Origin of the sequence: Pseudomonas sp. Sample_11, from assembly GCF_004307505.1 — a bacterium.
Lineage (GTDB): Bacteria > Pseudomonadota > Gammaproteobacteria > Pseudomonadales > Pseudomonadaceae > Aquipseudomonas > Aquipseudomonas atacamensis.
The window spans coordinates 25950-47680 of sequence record NZ_RCOD01000004.1; the positions used below are offsets into that span (position 1 = coordinate 25950).

19 protein-coding genes are annotated in these 21731 nt (G+C 60.7%); 12 read left to right on the top strand and 7 right to left on the bottom strand.

The genetic code is table 11. From position 1 onward, the window contains the following. Positions 1-36 precede the first annotated feature (36 nt). Both D8U60_RS00515 and D8U60_RS00520 read right to left on the bottom strand, forming a co-directional pair. Positions 37-1527: an aldehyde dehydrogenase gene (locus tag D8U60_RS00515; RefSeq protein ID WP_041480929.1), complete on the bottom strand. Its 1491-nt coding sequence runs from the start codon at positions 1525-1527 to the stop codon at positions 37-39. 254 nt (positions 1528-1781) lie between these two features. After that, the gene (locus tag D8U60_RS00520; protein WP_007918694.1) at positions 1782-3158 is read right to left on the bottom strand and encodes a glutamine synthetase family protein; all 1377 of its coding nucleotides are present in this window, start codon (positions 3156-3158) and stop codon (positions 1782-1784) included. 282 nt (positions 3159-3440) lie between these two features. Between D8U60_RS00520 and D8U60_RS00525 the strand changes: the two genes are divergently transcribed. The 5 genes from D8U60_RS00525 to D8U60_RS00545 all read left to right on the top strand — a co-directional run bounded on the left by D8U60_RS00525 (position 3441) and on the right by D8U60_RS00545 (position 8789). Continuing rightward, positions 3441-4202 (top strand): gamma-glutamyl-gamma-aminobutyrate hydrolase family protein, encoded by a 762-nt coding sequence (locus D8U60_RS00525; RefSeq protein WP_130899225.1) that lies wholly within the window; start codon positions 3441-3443, stop codon positions 4200-4202. 371 nt (positions 4203-4573) lie between these two features. Next, entirely contained in the window at positions 4574-5716 is a 1143-nt protein-coding gene (gene potA, locus D8U60_RS00530) for a polyamine ABC transporter ATP-binding protein (protein WP_130899226.1), read from the top strand. Next, on the top strand, positions 5713-6627 hold the full coding sequence (locus D8U60_RS00535; protein ID WP_024013334.1) for an ABC transporter permease subunit: 915 nt from the start codon (positions 5713-5715) through the stop codon (positions 6625-6627). Before potA ends, D8U60_RS00535 begins: the two co-directional genes overlap by 4 nt. After that, positions 6624-7496, top strand: coding sequence for an ABC transporter permease subunit (locus tag D8U60_RS00540; RefSeq protein ID WP_130899227.1), 873 nt, complete (start codon positions 6624-6626; stop codon positions 7494-7496). Before D8U60_RS00535 ends, D8U60_RS00540 begins: the two co-directional genes overlap by 4 nt. 195 nt (positions 7497-7691) lie before the next feature. Then, positions 7692-8789, top strand: coding sequence for a polyamine ABC transporter substrate-binding protein (locus tag D8U60_RS00545; protein WP_095182000.1), 1098 nt, complete (start codon positions 7692-7694; stop codon positions 8787-8789). Between the two features lie 260 nt (positions 8790-9049). Here the strand turns inward: D8U60_RS00545 and thpR are convergent, their stop codons facing one another. Then, a complete protein-coding gene (gene thpR / locus D8U60_RS00550; RefSeq protein ID WP_130899228.1) occupies positions 9050-9589 on the bottom strand; it encodes an RNA 2',3'-cyclic phosphodiesterase in 540 nt (179 codons plus the stop codon). A gap of 107 nt (positions 9590-9696) precedes the next feature. Between thpR and D8U60_RS00555 the strand changes: the two genes are divergently transcribed. Then, positions 9697-9891, top strand: a complete 195-nt coding sequence (locus tag D8U60_RS00555) for a hypothetical protein (protein ID WP_024013337.1) — start codon at positions 9697-9699, stop codon at positions 9889-9891. Between the two features lie 125 nt (positions 9892-10016). Here the strand turns inward: D8U60_RS00555 and D8U60_RS00560 are convergent, their stop codons facing one another. Next, positions 10017-11159 (bottom strand): HlyD family secretion protein, encoded by a 1143-nt coding sequence (locus D8U60_RS00560; RefSeq protein WP_110600944.1) that lies wholly within the window; start codon positions 11157-11159, stop codon positions 10017-10019. Next, a complete protein-coding gene (locus D8U60_RS00565) occupies positions 11156-12811 on the bottom strand; it encodes an MFS transporter (protein ID WP_016775184.1) in 1656 nt (551 codons plus the stop codon). Before D8U60_RS00565 ends, D8U60_RS00560 begins: the two co-directional genes overlap by 4 nt. A 415-nt stretch (positions 12812-13226) precedes the next feature. Here D8U60_RS00565 and D8U60_RS00570 point away from each other — a divergent pair, with 415 nt between their 5' ends. The 6 genes from D8U60_RS00570 to D8U60_RS00595 all read left to right on the top strand — a co-directional run bounded on the left by D8U60_RS00570 (position 13227) and on the right by D8U60_RS00595 (position 19475). Then, entirely contained in the window at positions 13227-14522 is a 1296-nt protein-coding gene (locus D8U60_RS00570) for an OprD family porin (RefSeq protein ID WP_130899229.1), read from the top strand. Positions 14523-14794: 272 nt separating this feature from the next. Next, positions 14795-15619, top strand: coding sequence for an NAD(P)-dependent oxidoreductase (locus tag D8U60_RS00575; protein WP_130899230.1), 825 nt, complete (start codon positions 14795-14797; stop codon positions 15617-15619). 43 nt (positions 15620-15662) lie between these two features. Then, positions 15663-16556, top strand: coding sequence for an SMP-30/gluconolactonase/LRE family protein (locus D8U60_RS00580; protein ID WP_130899231.1), 894 nt, complete (start codon positions 15663-15665; stop codon positions 16554-16556). A gap of 61 nt (positions 16557-16617) precedes the next feature. Further along, the gene (locus D8U60_RS00585; RefSeq protein WP_016775188.1) at positions 16618-17592 is read left to right on the top strand and encodes a TRAP transporter substrate-binding protein; all 975 of its coding nucleotides are present in this window, start codon (positions 16618-16620) and stop codon (positions 17590-17592) included. Positions 17593-17667: 75 nt separating this feature from the next. Then, positions 17668-18195, top strand: coding sequence for a TRAP transporter small permease (locus tag D8U60_RS00590; RefSeq protein WP_110645548.1), 528 nt, complete (start codon positions 17668-17670; stop codon positions 18193-18195). Further along, on the top strand, positions 18195-19475 hold the full coding sequence (locus D8U60_RS00595) for a TRAP transporter large permease (protein WP_130888722.1): 1281 nt from the start codon (positions 18195-18197) through the stop codon (positions 19473-19475). The genes D8U60_RS00590 and D8U60_RS00595 overlap by 1 nt, the downstream gene beginning before the upstream one ends. 51 nt (positions 19476-19526) lie before the next feature. Here D8U60_RS00595 and D8U60_RS00600 read toward each other — a convergent pair whose 3' ends face one another. Both D8U60_RS00600 and D8U60_RS00605 read right to left on the bottom strand, forming a co-directional pair. Then, positions 19527-20327, bottom strand: coding sequence for a sulfite exporter TauE/SafE family protein (locus D8U60_RS00600; protein WP_016775192.1), 801 nt, complete (start codon positions 20325-20327; stop codon positions 19527-19529). Between the two features lie 11 nt (positions 20328-20338). Beyond that, the gene (locus D8U60_RS00605) at positions 20339-21583 is read right to left on the bottom strand and encodes an FAD/NAD(P)-binding oxidoreductase (protein WP_130899232.1); all 1245 of its coding nucleotides are present in this window, start codon (positions 21581-21583) and stop codon (positions 20339-20341) included. Positions 21584-21731: the final 148 nt, after the last annotated feature.

A 21731-nucleotide genomic window follows, 5' to 3' on the forward strand; every position in this document is an offset into this window, starting at 1 on the left:
GGCCGCCAATCAGGGGCGACCGCCGCTGTAAAAGAATCAGAGCTTGATCCAGGTCGCTTTCAGTTCGGTGTACTTGTCGAACGCGTGCAGCGATTTGTCGCGGCCGTTGCCCGACTGTTTGAAGCCACCGAACGGCGCAGTCATGTCGCCGCCGTCGTACTGGTTGACCCAGACGCTGCCCGCGCGCAGGCCGCGGGCGAAGGTGTGCGCCTTGCTCAGGTTGCTGGTCCACACCCCGGCGGCGAGGCCGAAGATGCTGTCGTTGGCGATTTGCAGGGCTTCTTCGGCAGTGTCGAAGGTGATCAGCGACAGCACCGGGCCGAAGATTTCTTCCTGAGCGATGGTCATCGCGTTGGTCACGCCGTCGAAAATCGCTGGCTGCACGTAGAGTCCGCCGGTTTCTTCGAGGGTGCGTTGGCCGCCGGCAATCAACTCGGCGCCCTGCTCGCGGCCGATGCTGATGTAGCGCAGCACGTTGTCCAGCTGACGTTGGTCGACCACGGCGCCGACGGTGGTCGCCGGATCCAGTGCATGCCCCGGTTTCCACGCTTGCAGCGCTTCCACCAGCAGCGGGATGAACTGCTCGCGAATCGAGCGCTCGACCAGCAGACGCGAGCCGGCAGTGCAGACTTCGCCCTGGTTGAAGGCGATGGCACTGGCTGCTGCCTGGGCTGCCGCGCGCAGATCCGGGGCGTCGGCGAACACCACGTTCGGGCTCTTGCCGCCGGCCTCGAGCCAGACGCGTTTCATGTTGCTCTGCCCGGCATAGATCATCAGTTGCTTGGCGATCGCCGTGGAACCGGTGAAGGCCAGCACGTCGACGTCCATGTGCAACGCCAGCGCCTTGCCGACGGTGTGGCCGTAGCCCGGCAGCACGTTGAACACGCCCTTCGGAATACCCGCCTCCAGCGCCAGTTGCGCGATGCGGATAGCGGTCAGCGGTGATTTTTCCGAAGGCTTGAGGATGAACGAGTTACCCGCCGCCAGCGCCGGGGCGAATTTCCAGCTGGCCATGATCAGCGGAAAATTCCACGGCACGATCGCTGCGACCACACCCGAGGGCTCACGGGTGACGAGGCCGAGTTGGTCGTGCGGGGTGGCGGCGACTTCGTCGTAGATCTTGTCGATGGCCTCGGCGCTCCAGCGGATCGCGTTGGCGGTCGCCGGGATGTCGATGCTCATCGAATCGCTGATCGGCTTGCCCATGTCGAGGGTTTCCAGCAGCGCCAGTTCTTCCTGATGTTGCAGGATCAGATCGGCGAAGCGGATCAGCACGCGCTTGCGCTCGGCCGGGGCTTTTTTCGCCCAGATGCCGGAGTTGAAGGACTGGCGCGCGGCTTCAACGGCCAGGTTGGCGTCGGCTTCATCGGTGCTGGCGACGGCGGCAAGAAAGCGGCCATCGACCGGGCTCAGGCATTCGAACGTGTCGCCGCTGATCGCCGGGCGATATTCACCGTTGATGAAAGCGCGGGATTCGATGGACAGAGACTGGAAGCGTTGTTCCCAGTCGTTGCGGGTTGTGGTCATTGTTTTGAGCTCGACAAGGGGGAATTCGGGGGTTGGTCTGGTTGCTTTGTCTGGCCGGGAATCGCTGCCCTCACCCTAGCCCTCTCCCAGAGGGAGAGGGGACCGATCGGGGGATGCCTGGTAACTGCGCCGACCTGAAAAATCTTTGCCGAATCCATCATCGACTGGATCGTTCAGGTCGCCGGATATCTCCAGACGACGCGGTCAGTCCCCTCTCCCTCCGGGAGAGGGTTAGGGTGAGGGGCTTTTGATCTTCAGACCGTATGCAGATACCAGTTGTACTCAAGGTCAGAAATCGAGTTCTCGAACTCGGCCAGCTCGCTTTCCTTGCACGCGACGAACACGTCGATGTACATCGGGTCGATGTAGCGCGCCATGACTTCGCTGTCGTCGAGCTCGCGCAAGGCGTCGCGCAGGTTGTTCGGCAGGCTCTGCTCGTTCTGCTCGTAGCTGTTGCCTTCGACCGGGGCGCCGGGCTCGATCTGGTTGGTCAGGCCGTGGTGAATGCCGGCCAGCACCGACGCCATCAGCAGGTACGGGTTGGCATCGGCACCGGCGACGCGGTGTTCGATGCGCACGGCATCCGCTGAACCGGTCGGCACGCGCACGGCCACGGTGCGGTTGTCGATGCCCCAGCTCGGCGAGTTCGGCACATAGAATTGCGCGCCGAAGCGGCGGTACGAGTTGACGTTCGGGCAGAGAAACGCCATTTGCGCCGGCAGGGTCTCGAGCACACCGCCGATCGCGTGACGCAGTGCGGCGTTCTGCTCGGGATCCTCGCTGGCGAAGATGTTGTTGCCTTCTTTGTCCAGAATCGAAATGTGCACGTGCAGACCGTTGCCGGCCTGGCCCGGATACGGCTTGGCCATGAAAGTCGTGTCCATCTCGTGGTCGTAGGCGATGTTCTTCACCAGACGCTTGAGCAGGACCGCGTAATCGCAGGCCTTGATCGGGTCGGAGACGTGATGCAGGTTGACTTCGAACTGCGCCGGGGCGCTTTCCTTGACGATGGCGTCAGCGGGAATGCCCTGCTCCTTCGCGCCTTCGAGGATGTCTTGCAGGCAGTCAACGTATTCGTCGAGGTCGTCGATCAGGTAGACCTGAGTCGACACCGGACGCTTGCCGGATACCGGTGAACGTGGCGATTGCGGACGGCCATTCACGTTGTCCTGGTCGATCAGGTAGAACTCGAGTTCGAACGCCGCGCAGATGGTCAGGCCGAGGTCATCGAATTTGCGCACGACGTTGGCCAGCACTTCACGCGGGTCGGCGAAGAACGGCTGGCCTTCGATCTCGTGCATGGTCATCAGCAGTTGAGCGGTCGGGCGTTTTTGCCACGGCTCGATGCTCAGGGTGCCAGGGATCGGGTAGCAGATGCGATCGGCATCGCCAATATCCAGGCCCAGGCCGGTGCTTTCCACCGTCGAGCCGTTGATGTCCAGCGCGAACAGCGACGCCGGCAGGTTGATGCCTTTTTCGTACACCTTATGAAGACTGGTGCGTTCGATGCGCTTGCCGCGCACCACACCGTTCATATCCGCAATCAGAAGGTCGACGTACAAAACCTCAGGATATTTCTTAAGGAATGCGTTGGCTTCGTTGAGTTGAACGGTACGCAGAGGGACCGACATGATGCACCTATTTAGCTGTTAATTATTATGTTCACCACCGTGTTGCGCAGCCAGTCAATCCGAAAGGCAAAGTGAAGTCAATAGCGAACACCCTGCCCTGAAGCCTTTATTTTTTGGGCTTTTCTTAACACTCTCGAGCCATATCCACCGGCAAACCCCGGTAAACCTAAGCGATTTGATGAACGGCGTTTAGAATTTTTTACATGACAGTTGTTAATTAAAATCAACGAGGCTAAGCTCCGGAAAAGCTCGTTCAAGTGACAGACTTCGAGGTGAATAAAAATGGCATTCAAGCCATTGATCGGCGTTACTGCGTGCGTCAAACAGATTGGCCTGCACCCCTATCACATCAGCGGCGACAAGTACGTACGTGCTGTCAGCGTTGGCGCTCAAGGGTTGCCAGTGGTCATTCCTTCCCTCGGCAACCTGACTGAAATCGATGACCTGCTCGGTCAGCTCGACGGTCTGTTGCTCACTGGCTCCCCCTCGAACGTGGAGCCCTTCCACTATCAAGGCCCGGCCAGCGCCCCCGGCACGGATCATGATCCGGCCCGCGACGCCACCACCCTTCCTTTATTGCGTGCAGCCATCGCGGCGGGCGTTCCGGTGCTCGGCATCTGCCGTGGCTTCCAGGAAATGAACGTGGCCTTCGGCGGCAGCCTGCATCAAAAGGTGCACGAGCTGCCCGGCATGCTCGACCACCGTGAAGCCGACAGCCCGGATGTGGCCGTGCAATACGCGCCGGCCCATGCGGTCAGCGTGGTCGCTGGCGGCGTGTTCGAAGCGCTGGAGTTGCCCGACGAATTTCAGGTCAATTCGATTCACAGTCAGGGCATCGACCGCCTCGCCCCCGGCCTGCGTGCTGAAGCCGTGGCACCGGACGGTTTGATCGAAGCGATCTCGGTCGAGCACAGCCCGACCTTCGCCCTCGGCGTGCAATGGCACCCGGAATGGCAAGTGCTGGACAACCCGAACTACCTGAGGATTTTCCAGGCGTTCGGCGAGGCTTGTCGGCAGCGGGCGGCGAAGCGCAACCAACGCTGACTCAACCCAAGAATCCATAACGATTTACTGCCCCCACGGATGTCGGGTGTGTCTGCGCACATCCGTCATTCGTGAACAGCGACACCCGTAATAACAACAAGTACGACCCAGGCAGCCAGGACGGCGGCGCCGAACAAGCCGGATCGGTAAGTGCAATACCTGTCAGAACAATGCAAAACCCTGTGGGAGCTGGCTTGCCAGCGATGAGGGCGTCACCTTCAACCTTAAAGGTGACTGACCCACCGCCATCGCTGGCAAGCCAGCTCCCACAGGGTGTTGCGGCGATTCGACCGGGGCAGCGCTTACAGGCTTGCAATCCACTTAAGCCCGGCCACATTGGCCAGGCACACGACACCTGTTGGGAGTTTCACATGGCAAACGCCTCCAGCACTTACCGCAAGGCACTCGAAGGTCATCAGCAACCGAAAAAGGTGCTGGTGAAAGTCGATCGTGTCACCAAGAAGTTCGACGAAACCGTGGCCGTGGACGATGTGTCCCTGGAGATCCAGCAGGGCGAAATCTTCGCCCTGCTGGGCGGTTCCGGTTCGGGCAAATCGACTCTGCTGCGCATGCTCGCCGGTTTCGAGCGGCCGACCGAGGGGCGGATTCTGCTCGATGGCGTGGACATCACCGACATGCCGCCGTACGAGCGGCCGATCAACATGATGTTCCAGTCCTACGCGCTGTTCCCGCACATGACCGTGGCACAGAACATCGCCTTCGGCCTCAAACAGGACCGTTTGCCGGCCAGCGAAATCGATGCCCGCGTCGAAGAAATGCTGCGTCTGGTGCACATGACCCAATACGCCAAGCGCCGCCCGCACCAGTTGTCCGGCGGCCAGCGTCAGCGCGTGGCCCTCGCCCGCTCGCTGGCCAAACGGCCGAAACTGTTGCTGCTCGACGAGCCAATGGGTGCGCTGGACAAAAAGCTGCGTTCGCAGATGCAGCTTGAGCTGGTGGAAATCATCGAGCGCGTCGGCGTGACCTGCGTGATGGTCACCCACGACCAGGAAGAAGCCATGACCATGGCCCAGCGCATCGCGATCATGCACCTGGGCTGGATCGCGCAGATCGGCAGCCCGGTGGACATTTATGAAGCGCCGGTCAGCCGCATGGTCTGCGAATTCATCGGTAACGTGAACGCTTTCGACGGCACTGTGGTGGAAGATCTGGAAGGCCACGCGATCATTCACAGCCCCGACTTGCAGCAGAAGATCTATGTCGGTCACGGCGTCAGCACCTCGGTGCAGGACAAGTCGATTACCTACGCCATCCGCCCGGAAAAAATGCTCGTCAGCACCACCCAACCGGAGTTCCGCTACAACTGGTCCGAAGGCAAGGTCCACGACATCGCTTACCTCGGCGGCCACTCTGTGTTCTACGTCGAGCTGACCGGCGGCAAGATCGTCCAGTCGTTCATGGCCAACGCCGAACGCCGTGGCGCGCGGCCGACCTGGGACGACAAGGTCTACGTCTGGTGGGAAGACGACAGCGGCGTGGTGCTGCGCTCATGAGAACTTTCAATCAGCAATTCTTGCGCCTGGTGCCCAGCGGACGAAAACTGGTGATCGGCATTCCGTTCATCTGGCTGTTCCTGTTCTTCATGCTGCCGTTCTTTCTGGTGATGAAGATCAGCTTCTCGGAAGCCGCGCTGTCGATCCCGCCGTACTCGGAGATCTACACCTTCGCCGAACAGAAATTCCAGCTGCTGCTGAACATCGGCAACTACACCCTGCTCGGCGAAGACGAGCTGTACCTGTCGGCGTACCTCGGCTCGCTGAAAGTCGCGGCATTGAGCACGCTGATGTGCCTGGTGATCGGTTTCCCGATGGCGTACGCGATCACCAAGACCGGCAAGGAAACGCAAAATGTCCTGCTGCTGTTGATCATGATGCCGACCTGGACGGCGATCCTGATCCGCGTGTATGCGTGGATGGGCATCCTCAGCAACAACGGTCTGCTCAACGGGTTCCTGATGTGGACCGGGCTCACCGATCACCCGATCGAGATCCTCAACACCAACACTGCGGTGTACATCGGCGTGGTCTACGCGTATCTGCCGTTCATGGTGCTGCCGCTCTACGCCAACCTGGTCAAGCACGACAACAGCCTGCTGGAAGCCGCGCAGGATCTGGGTTCGAGCAACTTCAACAACTTCTGGAAGATCACCGTGCCGCTGGCCAAGAACGGCATCATCGCCGGTTGCATGCTGGTGTTCATTCCGGTAGTCGGCGAGTTCGTGATCCCGGAACTGCTGGGTGGCCCGGAGACGCTGATGATCGGTCGCGTGCTGTGGCAGGAGTTCTTCAATAACCGCGACTGGCCGGTGGCTTCTGCGCTGGCGGTGGTGATGCTGTTGATCCTGATTGTGCCGATTCTGCTGTTCAACCGCAGCCAGGCCAAAGAGATGGAGGCACGGGGATGAAACGCTTCAACTTTTCCAAGTTCATGCTGATCTTCGGCTTGATGTTCATTTATCTGCCGATGCTGATTCTGGTGATCTACTCGTTCAACGCCTCGAAACTGGTGACGGTGTGGGGTGGCTGGTCGATCAAGTGGTACGTCGGCCTGCTCGACAACTCGCAACTGATGGGCTCGGTGCTGCGCTCGCTGGAAATCGCCTGCTACACCGCGGTTGCTGCGGTGGCATTGGGTACCCTGGCCGCGTTCGTGCTGACGCGCATCACCCACTTCAAGGGCCGCACGCTGTTCGGCGGCCTGGTGACTGCACCACTGGTGATGCCGGAAGTGATCACCGGTCTGTCGCTGTTGCTGCTGTTCGTGGCCATGGCGCAGATGATCGGCTGGCCGCAGGAGCGCGGCATCGTCACCATCTGGATCGCCCACACCACCTTTTGTGCAGCCTATGTCGCGGTGGTAGTCTCCGCGCGCCTGCGGGAGCTGGATCTGTCGATCGAAGAAGCGGCGATGGACCTCGGCGCCAAGCCATTCAAAGTGTTTTTCCTGATCACGATTCCAATGATCGCGCCGTCGCTGGCCGCCGGCGGAATGATGTCGTTCGCCTTGTCGCTGGATGATCTGGTGCTGGCGAGTTTCGTTTCCGGGCCGGGCTCGACGACGCTGCCGATGGAGGTGTTCTCGGCGGTGCGCCTGGGCGTGAAGCCTGAGATAAACGCCGTGGCCAGCCTGATTCTGCTGGCAGTGTCGCTGGTGACTTTCCTCGTCTGGTACTTCGGCCGCAAGGCAGAGGCCAACCGCAAAAAAGCGATTCAGGAAGCGATGGATCAGACCGCGAATGAGTCGTGGCAACAGCCGGCAGCGGCGACTGCCTGAGCAACACCGATGAACAACTGTGGCGAGGGGATTTATCCCCGTTGGGCTGCGAAGCGGCCCCTGCAGTTCTACCTGAAGACTCCGTATTCAGGTTTTGCGACTGCTTCGCAGCTGAGCGGGGATAAATCCCCTCGCCACAAGGTTCAAGTGCACCGAGCGTTTGTTTTGTTGAATAAGAAGAAGGGAGTTGTACCGATGAAAATGTTTGGCAGGACTCTGCTGACACTGTCCTTAATGGGCGCGATGGTCATGGGCGCCCAGGCCAACGACAAGGTGCTGCGTGTTTACAACTGGTCCGATTACATCGCGCCGGACACCGTGAAGAAATTCGAAGACGAGACCGGCATTCGCGTGACCTACGACGTCTTCGACAGCAACGAAACCCTGGAAGCGCGCCTGCTCGCGGGCAAATCCGGCTACGACATCGTCGTGCCGTCGAACAGTTTTCTCGCCAAGCAGATCAAGGCCGGCGTCTACCAGCCGCTGGACAAATCGAAGCTGCCGAACTGGAAGAATCTCAACCCGGTGCTGCTGAAAAACGCCGCCGCCAGTGATCCGGACAACGCGCATGCGTTCCCGTACATGTGGGGCTCGATCGGCATCGGTTTCAACCCGGCGAAGGTCAAGGAAGTGCTCGGCGCCAACGCCCCGACCAACTCCTGGGACTTGCTGTTCAAACCGGAGAACGCGGAAAAGCTCAAAGCCTGCGGCATCAGTTTTCTCGATTCGCCGACCGAAATGCTCCCGGCCGCCCTGCACTATCTGGGCTATCCGGTGAACGACAAGGACAAGGCGCACATCGCCGAAGCCGAAGCGCTGTTCATGAAAATCCGCCCTTACGTGGCGTATTTCCATTCCTCGAAGTACATCTCCGATCTGGCTAACGGCAACATCTGCGTGGCGGTCGGTTACTCCGGCGACGTCCTGCAGGCCAAGGCCCGCGCGGTGGAATCGGGCAACAACGTGGTGATCGACTACAGCATTCCCAAGGAAGGCGCCGGCAGTTTCTACGACATGGTCGCCATCCCCCGTGATGCGGCGAACGTCGACAACGCCTACCTGTTCATGGACTTCCTGATGCGCCCGGACATCATTGCCGAAGTCACCAACAGCATCGGCTACAGCAACGCCAACGCAGCGGCCACGCCACTGGTGGACGAAGCGATCCGCAACGAACCGGGCTCGTATCCGTCGCAAGCGGTGATGGCGACCTTGTATGCAGTGCCGGATCAGCCGATTGCCACGCAGCGGATCATGACGCGCGGCTGGACGCGGGTGAAGCTCGGTAAATAAGCCCGTCGGGCAACGCTGATTGACTGATCGTTCCCACGCTCCGCGTAGGAATGCCTCAATGGACGCTCTGCGTCCGCTTTGGGACGCGGAGCGTCCCGGGCTGCATTCCCACGCGGAGCGTGGGAACGATCAATGCAGTGCTGAAAATTTTCCGTTCACGCAGCGCCTTACCACCGCTGCACCCTGCTCTGAACGGCCTCACCCGGCTCCCTCGGCTCGGGTGAATTTGCAGGCGCCTTCGGGCGCCTTTTTTTATTCGTTCAGATCAGCGGCCAGTCCTGCACAACCCGATACCGACCCTTGTGCGATTCGAACAGAGCGAAGCGTTCAGCACGCAGAAAGAACTCCGGCGGCGTGCGCGATTCCGGCTCCGGCGCGCGGTACTCCCGCGCCAGTGTCAGGTGCGGACGGAACTCGTGGGTGGGCTCGTCAAAACCGAACGGCAGCATCGCCTGTTCCAGCGCGTAGACCAGGCGCAACAACGCTGGCGGCGCCTGTTCTGGTGCCAGCGATAGCACACCGGGGCGATGCCAGACCTGCAAACGATCCAGCGCAATGCGCAACGTTTCGCCCAGAATACGTACGCTGCCGGCGGCTTCGCAGACGCCATGAATCTGCGCCAGCGGCACCGCACCGAGGAACAGCAGAGTCAGATGAAAGTTATCCGCCGGCACCGGTTTGCCGCTGCGCAGACCCAGCTCCGCGCGCCACTGGGCGATCGCCTTGCGCTGCGCCGGTGGGCAGTCCAAAGCGAAAAACAGCCGTTTCGACGGTTCATCCCTGCGCACTTCATCCATCATCGCCCTGCCCCCCATATCGTCATGATCGCGCCGATTCTACACAGCCTGTTCTGACGACTCGCGACAGGAAGCTATAGTTCAAGGATTGCCATCAACCGGAGGCTGCCATGCGCGAGATCCTCAGCAAAGAACCCTGGTGGGCCCGGCCACCGCATCCCGGACAGGACGAAAGCGAACTGGAATGGGGCTGGCTGGTGCATTACAGCGAAGGCGAACCGCGCTTCGAATTCGTTCGCGAGAGACCCAGCGACGAGCAAATCCGCAACCGCAAAAGTTGCCGGGTCACCCCCTCGCCCGAATGAATAGAGCCCCGTGAGCACTACCCTGTGGGAGCGAGCCTGCTCGCGAAAGCGGTGTGTCAGATAAAGAAATGTTACTGATACGACGCTTTCGCGAGCAAGCTCGCTCCCACAGGGTCATGCATTGATCAGTGGGGTTGGGTGTCGCCGGCGGCGGTGTCGATGCTGACAACCACTGACATCCCCGGCCGCAAGCGTTCTTCTTCCTGCTGATCGGGATCGATGGTGATGCGCACCGGCACGCGCTGGGCGATCTTGACGAAGTTACCGGTGGCGTTGTCGGCCTGAAGCAAGGCAAATTCCGAACCGGTGCCCGGCGAAATATGCTGCACGTGGCCGGTGAATCTGCGGTGGTTCAAGGCGTCGACGGTGAAGCGTACCGGTTGCCCGACCCGCACGTTGGCCATCTGGGTTTCCTTCATGTTGGCGATCACCCACTTCTGGTCCGGGACCAACGCCATCAGCTGCGCGCCGGAGTTGACGTAAGCCCCCAAGCGCACGCCGATCTGCCCGAGCTGGCCGTCGCGCGGGGCGACAATCCGTGTGTTCGACAGATCGATCCGCGCCAGTTGCACCGCCGCTTCAGCACTGGCCACGGCGGCCTCCAGCGAGCCGCGATTGACGATCACCGTTTGCAGATCCTGCCGGGCGATTTCCAGATTGGCCTTGGCCTGCGCCACAGAAGCGGTGCTTTGCGCGTTGGCAGCGAGAGTCACGTCGAATTCGCGCTTGGACACCGAGCCGTCGCGCACCAGTTCCTGATTACGCCGCAGATCCGCCTCGCTCTTGCGCAACTGCGCCTGGCTGTCGGCAAGCACCGCCTGACGCAATTTGATCGTTGCTTCGGCGCTGTTGCGCTGCTGCACGACGTTGGCCAGTCCGGCCTTCTGCACTGCCAGTTGTGCCAGGGACTGGTCGAGGCGCTGCTGATAAATGCGGTCGTCCAGACGCACCAGCAGGTCCCCGGCCTTGACGTATTGGAAGTCCTGCACCGGCACTTCGAACACATAGCCGCTTAGCTGCGGGCCGATGATCGTCACCTGCCCGCGAATCAAGGCGTTTTCGGTGGTTTCGACCGCACTGCTGAATGGCGGCAGTTGCCAGGCATACAACACGATCAGCACGCCGACGATGGCGATTGCGGCAAAGCCCAGTGAAGAAATGATCCGCACCCGCAGCGAACGCGGCGCAGTGTTGGGTGATGACGGCGGCGCCTCCCCTTCAGGTGTGGCGGCGATGGCGTTGGTGGTTGTGGTGGTCGGTTCGGTCATGAAGAAGTGGCACCGCTGGGTGGTACGGAAGGTGTCGGCTCAATGGCTTTGGTGGTGCTCATCAGCCACAACGCGCGAATCGAAAGCCAGATCATGGTCAGTACCGCAATGACCGCGATCAGCATGAAGACATCGTTATAGGCCAGCACGTTCGCTTCGCGTGTCGCCGCATTGGCGAGGCTGCGCATGCCGGCCAGATTGCGCAGGCTCGGGTCGGCGAGCAAACCGCCGAACGCCGAGCCGCCGCTCTGCACTCGCGCCGCCACCAACGGATCGGACATCACCAGATGATCGACGATGTGGCTGGAATGGTACTTCTCCCGCACGATCTGAAAAGTGCCAAGCAACGCCGCGCCGAGCAGTCCGCCGAGGTTATTGCAGATCCCGAACAGCACGGAAAAGCTCACCAGGTTGCGCGGATTGGTCAGCACGTTGCGCGTGCCGAAGACCATGGTCGGGCCGAGAAAAAACGTACTGCCGAACGCCAGCAGGAACTGGCTGAAATACATGTTGGCGGGACGGGTCAGGTTGTTCGAGAAGCTGTCCATCACCGAACCGGTGGCCATCAGTGCCAAGGAAATGATCAACGGCATCAGCAGGTGTTTGGGATCGATGGTCAACGCGCTGGTGGCAAGCCCGGCGATGCTGCCGATCAGCATCACTACGTACAGACTGTGCAACTGCTCATAGCCCATGTTGAGGTTCTGCATGAACCCCACGGCGCCGGTGGATTGCTCCGAGGTGACCATGCGAATCAGGGTCACCGCCAGCGCCAGGCGGATCATCGTTCCGCTGCCCAGCCAGCGGGTCATCAACATCGGGTTGCTGCGGTTGTGCTCAATAGCCAGGCCCATGATGATCAGCGCGATCGAACAGGCCAGCGCCACGCCGATCCAGTCTGCCTCCAGCCACCAGTCGATCCGCCCCAGCGACAGCACCGCGCACAACAACGCCACACCCGTGGCGAGGATGGCGAAGGTGAGGAAATCGAGTTTTTCAAAGGTTTTGAAGCGGTCACCGGGCGGCAGCTTCAGCAGCAACACACAGCCGAGTGACAGCAGGGCCATGCCCAATTCGAACAAGTACAAACCGCGCCATTCGGCGATCTGCAACAGGTCTTCGGAAAACAGCCGCGCCAGCGGTAACGCCAGTTGCGACGTGCCGAGGCCGAGCACCAACGCTTTGAGCCGCCATTTCGCCGGGAACGCCTGCACCATGTAATACAGACCCAGCGAGCTCAGCGCCGCACCGACCATGCCGTGGGCAGCCCGCACCGCCACTGCCGAGTTGAGATCGTTGACGAACAAATGGCCGAAGGTCACCAGCGCGTACAACACAAGGAACACTTCGGTGAACGCGCGCAATCCGAACTGCTGGCGAAACTTCACCAACAGCAGGTTCATCGACACGTTGGTCATCACATAGGCCGCCGGCAGCCAGGCCATCTCCGCCGTGGTCGCGCCGAGCGAGCCTTGCAGGTAAGGCAGGTTGGCAACCACCAGCGAGTTGCCCAACCCACCGGTCACCGCCACCAGCACACCGACCGCCGCATACGCCAGGCGCTTAGGCGTGGAATGCAGCGGCGTCGACGGAGAACCGGGCAGGCTGGGCTTTTCGTGGGGTTGCCAGTTGCGCGGGGCGTATTTATCCATGGATCGGCCTGGTGCTGGGGGTGGAGGAAGTTTGCCGCATATTTCTTTGCAGCACACACTCCATGGACAACACAAGTCCCTGTAGGAGCTGTCGAGTGAAACGAGGCTGCGATCTCTTGATTTTTCAAAAGCAAGATCAAAAGATCGCAGCGTGCCGCAGCTCCTACCCCATGGACAACAAAAAACCCTGTAGGAGCTGTCGAGTGAAACGAGGCTGCGATCTTTTGATTTTTCAAAAGCAAGGTCAAAAGATCGCAGCGTGCCGCAGCTCCTACAAGGCGTGCGGCGTCGCATAGACGGTCATCGCATAACTTCCAGTTGACAATCCCAGTAAATCTGGGAAATATCCGCATCGATGTTGTACGACGACGTATGACAAATAATAAAAACAACAAACGATCCAGGGAGCGTCACAGTGAGCCCACTCGCCCGCAATTCCGTCCGCCCTTCACGTTTTGCCCATTTCAAGCCGCGTTCGACCCTCAGCCTGATCGGTTGCAGCAGCCTCGCTCTGGCCCTGCCGATGAGCGCCGATGCCGAAGGCTTCCTCGACGACAGCAAAGCCACGCTGAACCTGCGCAACGCCTACTTCAACCGCAACTTCGTCAACCCGGCCTATCCGCAGGGCAAGGCTGAAGAGTGGACGCAGAGCTTCATTCTCGACGCCAAATCCGGCTTCACCCAAGGCACCGTCGGCTTCGGCCTCGATGTGCTCGGGCTGTATTCGCAAAAGCTCGATGGCGGCAAAGGCACCGGCGGTACGCAGTTGTTGCCGATTCATGATGACGGGCGCCCGGCCGACAACTTCGGCCGCCTCGGCGTGGCGCTGAAAGCCAAAGTCTCGAAGACCGAATTGAAAGTCGGTGAATGGATGCCCGTGCTGCCGATCCTGCGCTCTGACGATGGCCGCTCCCTGCCGCAGACCTTTCGCGGTGGCCAGATCACGTCCACCGAGATCAACGGCCTGACCGTCTACGGCGGGCAGTTCCGTGGCAACAGCCCGCGCAACGACGCGAGCATGGAAGACATGTCGATGAACGGCCGCGGTGCGTTCACCTCCGATCGCTTCAACTTCGGCGGCGGCGAATACACCTTCAACGAAAAGCGCACCATGGTCGGCGTGTGGTACGCCGAGCTCACCGACATCTACCAGCAGCAGTATTTCAACCTCAGCCACAGCCAGCCGATGGGCGACTGGACGCTGGGCGCCAACCTCGGTTTCTTCACCGGCAAGGAAGACGGCAGCGCTCAGGCCGGCGATCTCGACAACAAGACCGCGTTCGCCCTGCTCTCGGCCAAGTATGGCGGCAACACCTTCTACGTCGGCCTGCAGAAACTCACCGGCGACGATGCGTGGATGCGCGTCAACGGCACCAGCGGCGGCACCCTCGCCAACGACAGTTACAACGCCAGTTATGACAACGCCAAAGAGCGCTCCTGGCAGGTGCGTCACGACTACAACTTCGTTGCCCTGGGCGTGCCTGGTCTGACCCTGATGAACCGCTACATCAGCGGCGATAACGTACACACCGCCACCACCAATGACGGCAAGGAATGGGGCCGCGAATCGGAACTGGCCTACACCGTGCAGAGCGGCCCGCTGAAGAACCTCAACGTGAAATGGCGCAACGCGACCATTCGCCGGGACTTCAGCACCAACGAATTTGACGAGAACCGGATCTTTATCAGCTATCCGATTTCGTTGTTGTAACGGTTGGCGGTTTGCCCTGTGGGAGCGAGCCTGCTCGCGAAAGCGCCGGACCAGTCGACTTGTGCTGACTGGCACAGCGCATTCGCGAGCAGGCTCGCTCCCACAAGGGGATTGCATTGCCAGGCAGGTATCGGGTGCTGAAAAAATGAATCGCCCCTTCCGTCATCTACACCAAAAGTCGCGTTGACAAGATCCGGAAACCCTACCGATACTTCAGCGCAGTCATACGACAACCTACAACAAACCTAATAACAATGTGTTCAGGGATTGCCATGACGTCTACCTCTACCCCCCGCGCTCCTTTCAACCGCCTGCTGCTGACCGGTGCCGCAGGCGGCCTGGGCAAAGTGTTGCGCGAACGCCTGCGCCCTTACGCCAATGTGCTGCGCCTGTCCGACATCGCCGCCCTCGCCCCGGCCGTCGACGAACACGAAGAAGTCGTGCTCTGCGACCTCGCCGACAAGCAAGCCGTGCATCAACTGGTCGAAGGCGTCGATGCGATCCTGCATTTCGGCGGCGTCTCGGTCGAGCGCCCGTTCGAAGAAATCCTCGGTGCCAACATCTGCGGCGTGTTCCACATTTACGAAGCGGCGCGCAAGCACGGTGTGAAGCGGGTGATCTTCGCCAGTTCCAACCACGTCATCGGTTTCTACAAACAGGACCAAAAGCTCGACGCCACTTCAGCGCGTCGTCCCGATGGTTACTACGGCTTGTCCAAGTCCTACGGCGAAGACATGGCCAGTTTCTACTTCGATCGCTACGGCATCGAAACCGTCAGCATCCGCATCGGCTCCTCGTTCCCCGAACCGCAGAACCGCCGGATGATGCACACCTGGCTGAGCTTCGACGATCTCACGCAACTGCTCGAACGCTCGCTGTACACACCGAACGTCGGCCACACCGTGGTCTACGGCATGTCCGCCAACAAAGACGTCTGGTGGGACAACCGCTACGCCAGCCACCTCGGTTTCGAAGCCAAGGACACCTCGGAAGTGTTCCGCGACAAGGTCGAAGCGCAGCCGATGCCGGCCGACGATGATCCGGCGCGGATCTACCAAGGCGGCGCTTTCGTCGCAGCAGGCCCGTTCGGCGACTGACCGTTCGACTTGATCCCCTTTAATAAAAACCATGGGAATGAGTATGCAAGCCGAATTGATCGTCGACGCCCGCAACGCGGTCGGTGAAAGCCCGGTCTGGGTGCCGCAGGAAAACGCCCTGTACTGGGTCGACATCCCCAACGGCGGACTGCAACGCTGGAGCGCTGACACTGGCCATGTTGCCTCGTGGAAGGCCCCGGAAATGCTCGCCTGCATCACCCGCCACCGCAGTGGTGGCTGGGTCGCCGGCATGGAAAGCGGCTTCTTTCGCCTGCACCCGCACAGCGACGGCAGCCTCGACAGTGAGTTGCTCGCCACCGTCGAGCACAGCCGCGCCGACATGCGCCTCAACGACGGTCGCTGTGATCGCCAAGGGCGTTTCTGGGCGGGCAGCATGGTGCTGAACATGGGCCTGAACGCGCCTGAAGGCCGGCTCTATCGCTACGGCGCCGGGCAGACTGGCGTGATCGAAGCGCAACTGGATGGCTTCATCGTGCCCAACGGCCTCGCTTTCAGCCCTGACGGCAAAACCATGTACCTGTCGGATTCGCACCCCAATGTGCAACTGATCTGGGCCTTCGATTACGACACCGAGACCGGCACGCCATCGAATCGCCGAATCTTCGTCGACATGAATCATTTCCCCGGCCGCCCCGATGGCGCTGCCGTGGATGCCGAAGGCTGCTACTGGATCTGCGCCAACGACGCCGGCCTGATCCACCGCTTTGCCCCGGATGGCCGACTGGATTTCTCGCTGGAAGTACCGGTGAAGAAACCGACCATGTGCGCTTTCGGCGGCAGCAACCTGGACACCTTGTTTGTCGCCTCGATTCGCCCCGGCGATGACCACGACCCGCAATCCCTGGCCGGCGGCGTGTTCGCCCTGAAGCCAGGCGTCAAAGGCCTCGCCGAACCGCAATTCAACGATTTGCTTTAGACCCTCTGCTGCACCGCTGCGCCTTGAACACAAAAATAACAAGACTGGAGACTCACCCCCCATGAACTTCAAACGCACCTTGCTCGCCGCTGCACTCCCGCTGATGTTCACCTTTGCCGGTGCCGCTCAGGCGGAAATGAAACTCAAATTTGCCGACATTCACCCCGCCGGTTATCCAACCGTGGTGGCTGAAGAAAACATGGGCAAGGCCCTGACCAAGGAAACCAACGGCGAACTGACTTTCCAGTATTTCCCGGGCGGTGTGCTGGGATCGGAAAAGGAAGTCATCGAGCAGATGCAGGTCGGCGCAGTGCAGTTGTCCCGCGTCAGCCTGGGGATCGTCGGCCCCGTGGTGCCGGATGTGAACGTGTTCAACATGCCGTTCATCTTCCGCGATCAGCAACACATGCGTAACGTCATCGACGGACCGGTGGGCGACGAGATCCTCGGCAAAATCACCAACTCTGAATTCGGCCTGGTGGCCCTGGCCTGGATGGACGGCGGCACGCGCAACATCTACACCAAGAAACCGGTGCGCAAGCTCGAAGACCTCAAGGGCATGAAGATCCGCGTACAAGGCAACCCGATGTTCATCGACATGATGAACGCCATGGGCGGTAACGGCATCGCCATGGATACCGGCGAAATCTTCAGTGCCCTGCAGACCGGCGTGATCGACGGTGCGGAGAACAACCCGCCGACCCTGCTCGAACACAACCACTTCCAGAACGCCAAGTTCTACAGCCTGACCGGTCACCTGATCCTGCCAGAGCCAATCGTGATGTCGAAAATCACCTGGGAAAAACTCACCCCGGATCAGCAGGAAATGGTCAAGAAAGCCGCCAAGGCTGCCCAGGCTGAAGAGCGCGTGCTGTGGGACAAGAAGTCCGCTGCCAGCGAGGAAAAACTCAAGGCTGCCGGTGTCGAGTTCATCACCGTTGACAAGAAACCTTTCTACGACGCTACGGCCTCGGTTCGCGAAAAATACGGCGCGCCTTATGCCGATCTGATCAAAAAGATCGAAGCCGTTCAGTAACGCCTCCCGCTCCGTACTCATGAAAAAGGCCCGGCGCGCCAGCGGTTCAGGCGCGCCCGGTTACGGTGGAACCCGATGAAGAATCTGCTGCTGCGTATCAACGACAAGATCTACATGACGTGCATCTGGGTCGCCGGCCTTTCCGTCCTGGCGATTTCCCTGATGATTCCCTGGGGCGTCTTCGCCCGCTACGTGCTCGGCACCGGCTCCAGCTGGCCAGAGCCGACGGCGATCCTGCTGATGATGGTGTTCACCTTCATCGGCGCCGCCGCCAGTTACCGCGCCGGTGCGCACATGGCCGTGGCCATGCTCACCGACCGCATGCCGGCGCAAATGAAAGCCGCAGCGGCGATTTTTTCGCAACTGCTGATGGCGGCCATCTGCATCTTCATGACCATCTGGGGCACCAAGCTGTGCATGTCCACCTGGAACCAGTTCATGGCCGCCCTGCCCGATCTGCGGGTTGGCGTGACCTATTTGCCGATCCCCCTGGGCGGCCTGCTGACGCTGATTTTTGTCGTGGAAAAACTCTTGCTCGGTGACCAGAGCAAACGTCGGGTCGTGCAGTTCGACCTGGTTGAAGAAAGTGAAGGTGCCGTTTAATGGACGCTCTGATCCTGCTGGGCAGTTTTATCGTATTGATCCTGATCGGCATGCCGGTCGCCTACGCGTTGGGCGCCGCTGCGCTGATCGGCGCTTGGTGGATCGACATTCCCTTCCAGGCGGTGATGATCCAGGTCGCCTCGGGGGTGAACAAATTCTCGCTGCTGGCCATTCCGTTCTTCGTCCTCGCCGGCGCGATCATGGCCGAGGGCGGCATGTCCCGGCGGTTGGTGGCGTGTGCCGGGGTGCTGGTAGGTTTCGTCCGTGGTGGTCTGTCGCTGGTCAACATTGTTGCCTCGACCTTCTTCGGTGCGATCTCCGGTTCGTCAGTGGCCGACACCGCGTCGGTGGGTTCGGTGCTGATTCCGGAGATGGAGCGCAAGGGTTATCCACGGGACTTCTCCACCGCCGTGACCGTCAGCGGTTCGGTGCAAGCCCTGCTGACTCCGCCAAGCCACAACTCGGTGCTCTACTCGCTGGCCGCTGGCGGTACCGTTTCGATCGCTTCGCTGTTCATGGCCGGCATCGTCCCGGGCCTGCTGATGAGCGCCTGCCTGATGGTCCTGTGCCTGATCTTCGCGAAAAAGCGCAACTACCCCAAGGGCGAAGTGATTCCGATGCGCCAGGCGCTGAAGATTGTCGGCGAAGCCCTGTGGGGCATGATGGCGATGGTGATCATCCTCGGCGGCATTCTCTCGGGTATTTTCACCGCCACTGAATCGGCGGCCATCGCGGTGCTGTGGTCATTCTTCGTGACCATGTTCATTTATCGCGATTACAAATGGCGCGAGCTGCCCAAGCTGATGCACCGCACGGTGCGCACCATCTCCATCGTGATGATCCTGATCGGTTTCGCCGCCAGCTTCGGCTACATCATGACCCTGATGCAGATCCCGGCGAAGATCACCACGCTGTTCCTGACCCTGTCGGACAACCGCTACGTGATCCTGATGTGCATCAACGTGATGTTGCTGTTGCTTGGCACGGTGATGGACATGGCGCCGCTGATCCTGATCCTCACGCCGATCCTGATGCCAGTGATCATGGGCATCGGTGTCGATCCGGTGCAGTTCGGCATGATCATGCTGGTCAACCTGGGAATCGGACTGATAACACCGCCGGTGGGGGCCGTGCTCTTCGTCGGCTCGGCGGTGGGCAAGGTCAGTATCGAAAGCACGGTGAAAGCGCTGCTGCCGTTCTATGGCGTGCTGTTCCTGGTACTGCTGCTGGTGACCTACGTTCCGGCGATTTCGCTGTGGCTGCCGCACCTGGTGTTGTGACCCGCTGAGAAGATCGCAGCCTCGTGCAAGGAGGCTGCGATCTTTTGCTCTTCACGCCCGCAACAACATGTACCCCGCGACCACCAGACAGACACTGGCAAACCCCACCTGCAACGCCCGCGCCGGCACCTGCGCGCACAGCCTGCGACCGATGAGCATGCCAACGATGCTGGCGACAATGAACGCCCCACCCTGGCTGTCGATACGCACCCCCGCATGAAACGCGCCGATCACCCCGATCGCGGAAATCAGACTGATCACCATCAACGACGTCGCAACGATGCCGCGCATCTGCACATCGGTCAGTTGCTTGAACGCCGGCACGATCAGAAAGCCGCCGCCGACGCCCAGTAAACCCGAAACCACGCCAGTAACCGCTCCCAGTGCAGCCAGGGTGGCGGTGCATTTGGCGGTCCAGTCGAAGCGCCCGGTCTGCTCGTTGAGCATGCAGTTTTTCTGCCCCCAACTGGCATGGCCGTGATCGCTCGGCCCGGCTTGCTGACGCTCCTTTCTGAACATTCGCCAAGCGACCAAGACCATCAGCAGGCTAAACAGCATCATCAGAATCTTTTCCGGCAACTGATGTGCGAAGTAGATCCCCAGCGGCGAAAACACCGCGCCCAGTGCCGCGATCAACAGCGCCGCGCGGTAACGCACCAGGCCATGGCGCAAACCATCGATCGCCCCGACCGCCGCCGCGCTGCCGACCGCAAACAAGGCCACCGGCGCCGCTTGCGTCATCGTCCAGCCGAGCCCGAGCACCAGCGCCGGCACCGCGAGAATCCCGCCGCCTGCGCCGGTCAGGCCGAGGACCAACCCCATCACCACGCCAAACAGACTTGCCAGCAACATAGGGGGTTTTCTCAGTCGACCCTGGACAGACGCGTCAGCCACTCGCGCCCCTTGAGCATGCCGTGCCAGTAGAACCACGGCAGCAGCGTCGCCTTCAGCCACCACGCCGAACGGCGGGCCACGGTCGGGTCCAGCGGGAAAGTCGGCAGCAGTTTGCCGCCATAGCCGAACTCGGCGAGGATCACCTTGCCCTTCTCCACCGTCAGCGGGCACGAGCCGTAGCCGTCGTACTTGAGCGGCAGCGGCTGTTGTTTGCGCGCGGCCAGCAGGTTCTGCGCAACGACGACAACCTGCTTGCGCACCGCTGCGGCGGTTTTCGCGTTGCTGGTGCCGCAGATATCGCCCAGTGCGAACACCTCGGGATAGCGCAGATGCTGCAGGCTGTGCGGATCGACCTCGCACCAACCGCCGGCATCGGCCAGCGGACTCTGTGCGATGAAATCCGGCGCGACTTGTGGCGGCACGACGTGCAGCAGATCGAAGGTTTTCGCGACCCGGCTGACATTGCCGTCGGCGTCCTTGACGTCAAACCACGCGGTTTTTGCCGGGCCGTCGACCTTGACCAGATTCGAGTTGAACGCCAGTTGCGCGTCGTACTGTTCGATGTACTTCATCAACGGCGGCACAAAGGTCGGCACGCCAAACAGCGCAGCGCCAGCGAGGTTGAATTCGACATTGATGTCTTTCAGCACGGCGGATTTGCGCCAGTAATCGCAAGACAGATACAGGGCCTTCTGCGGCGCGCCGGCACATTTGATCGGCATCGCTGGTTGGGTGAACAGCGCCCGGCCGTCGCGCAGTTTCTGCACTTGATCCCAGGTGTACTGGGCGTGTTGATAGCTGTAGTTGGAGGTGACGCCGTGCTGGCCGAGGCTTTCCTGCAAGCCTTCGATTTTCTCCCAGGCCAGGCGCAGGCCGGGGCAGACGATCAGGTTCTGATAGCTGACGGTGCGCTGGTCGTCGAGGGTGAGTTGGCGGCTTTGCGGGTCGATGGCGCTGACACTGGCCTGAATCCACGTCGCCTGACGCGGCATGACTTTGCTCATCGGCCTGACGGTGTCTTTCACATCAAACGCACCACCGCCGACCAGCGTCCACGCCGGTTGATAGTAGTGCTGTGAACTCGGTTCGATCACGGTGACTTTGAGCTGCGGGTCACGCTTGAGCAGGCTGGCGACAAAACCGATGCCGGCCGTGCCACCGCCGATGACCACGATGTCCGCACTGATGGATGGGCCCCAGTGTTGATCGTTCATTGCTTGTTCCTTTTGCTGCACGCAAGGATTTGTTCGGGTCAAACCAAAGAACCTGTGGGAGCTGGCTTGCCAGCGAAAGCGGTGTGTCAGTCACATAAATATTGGCTGATAAGTCCTCATCGCTGGCAAGCCAGCTCCCACAGGGTAA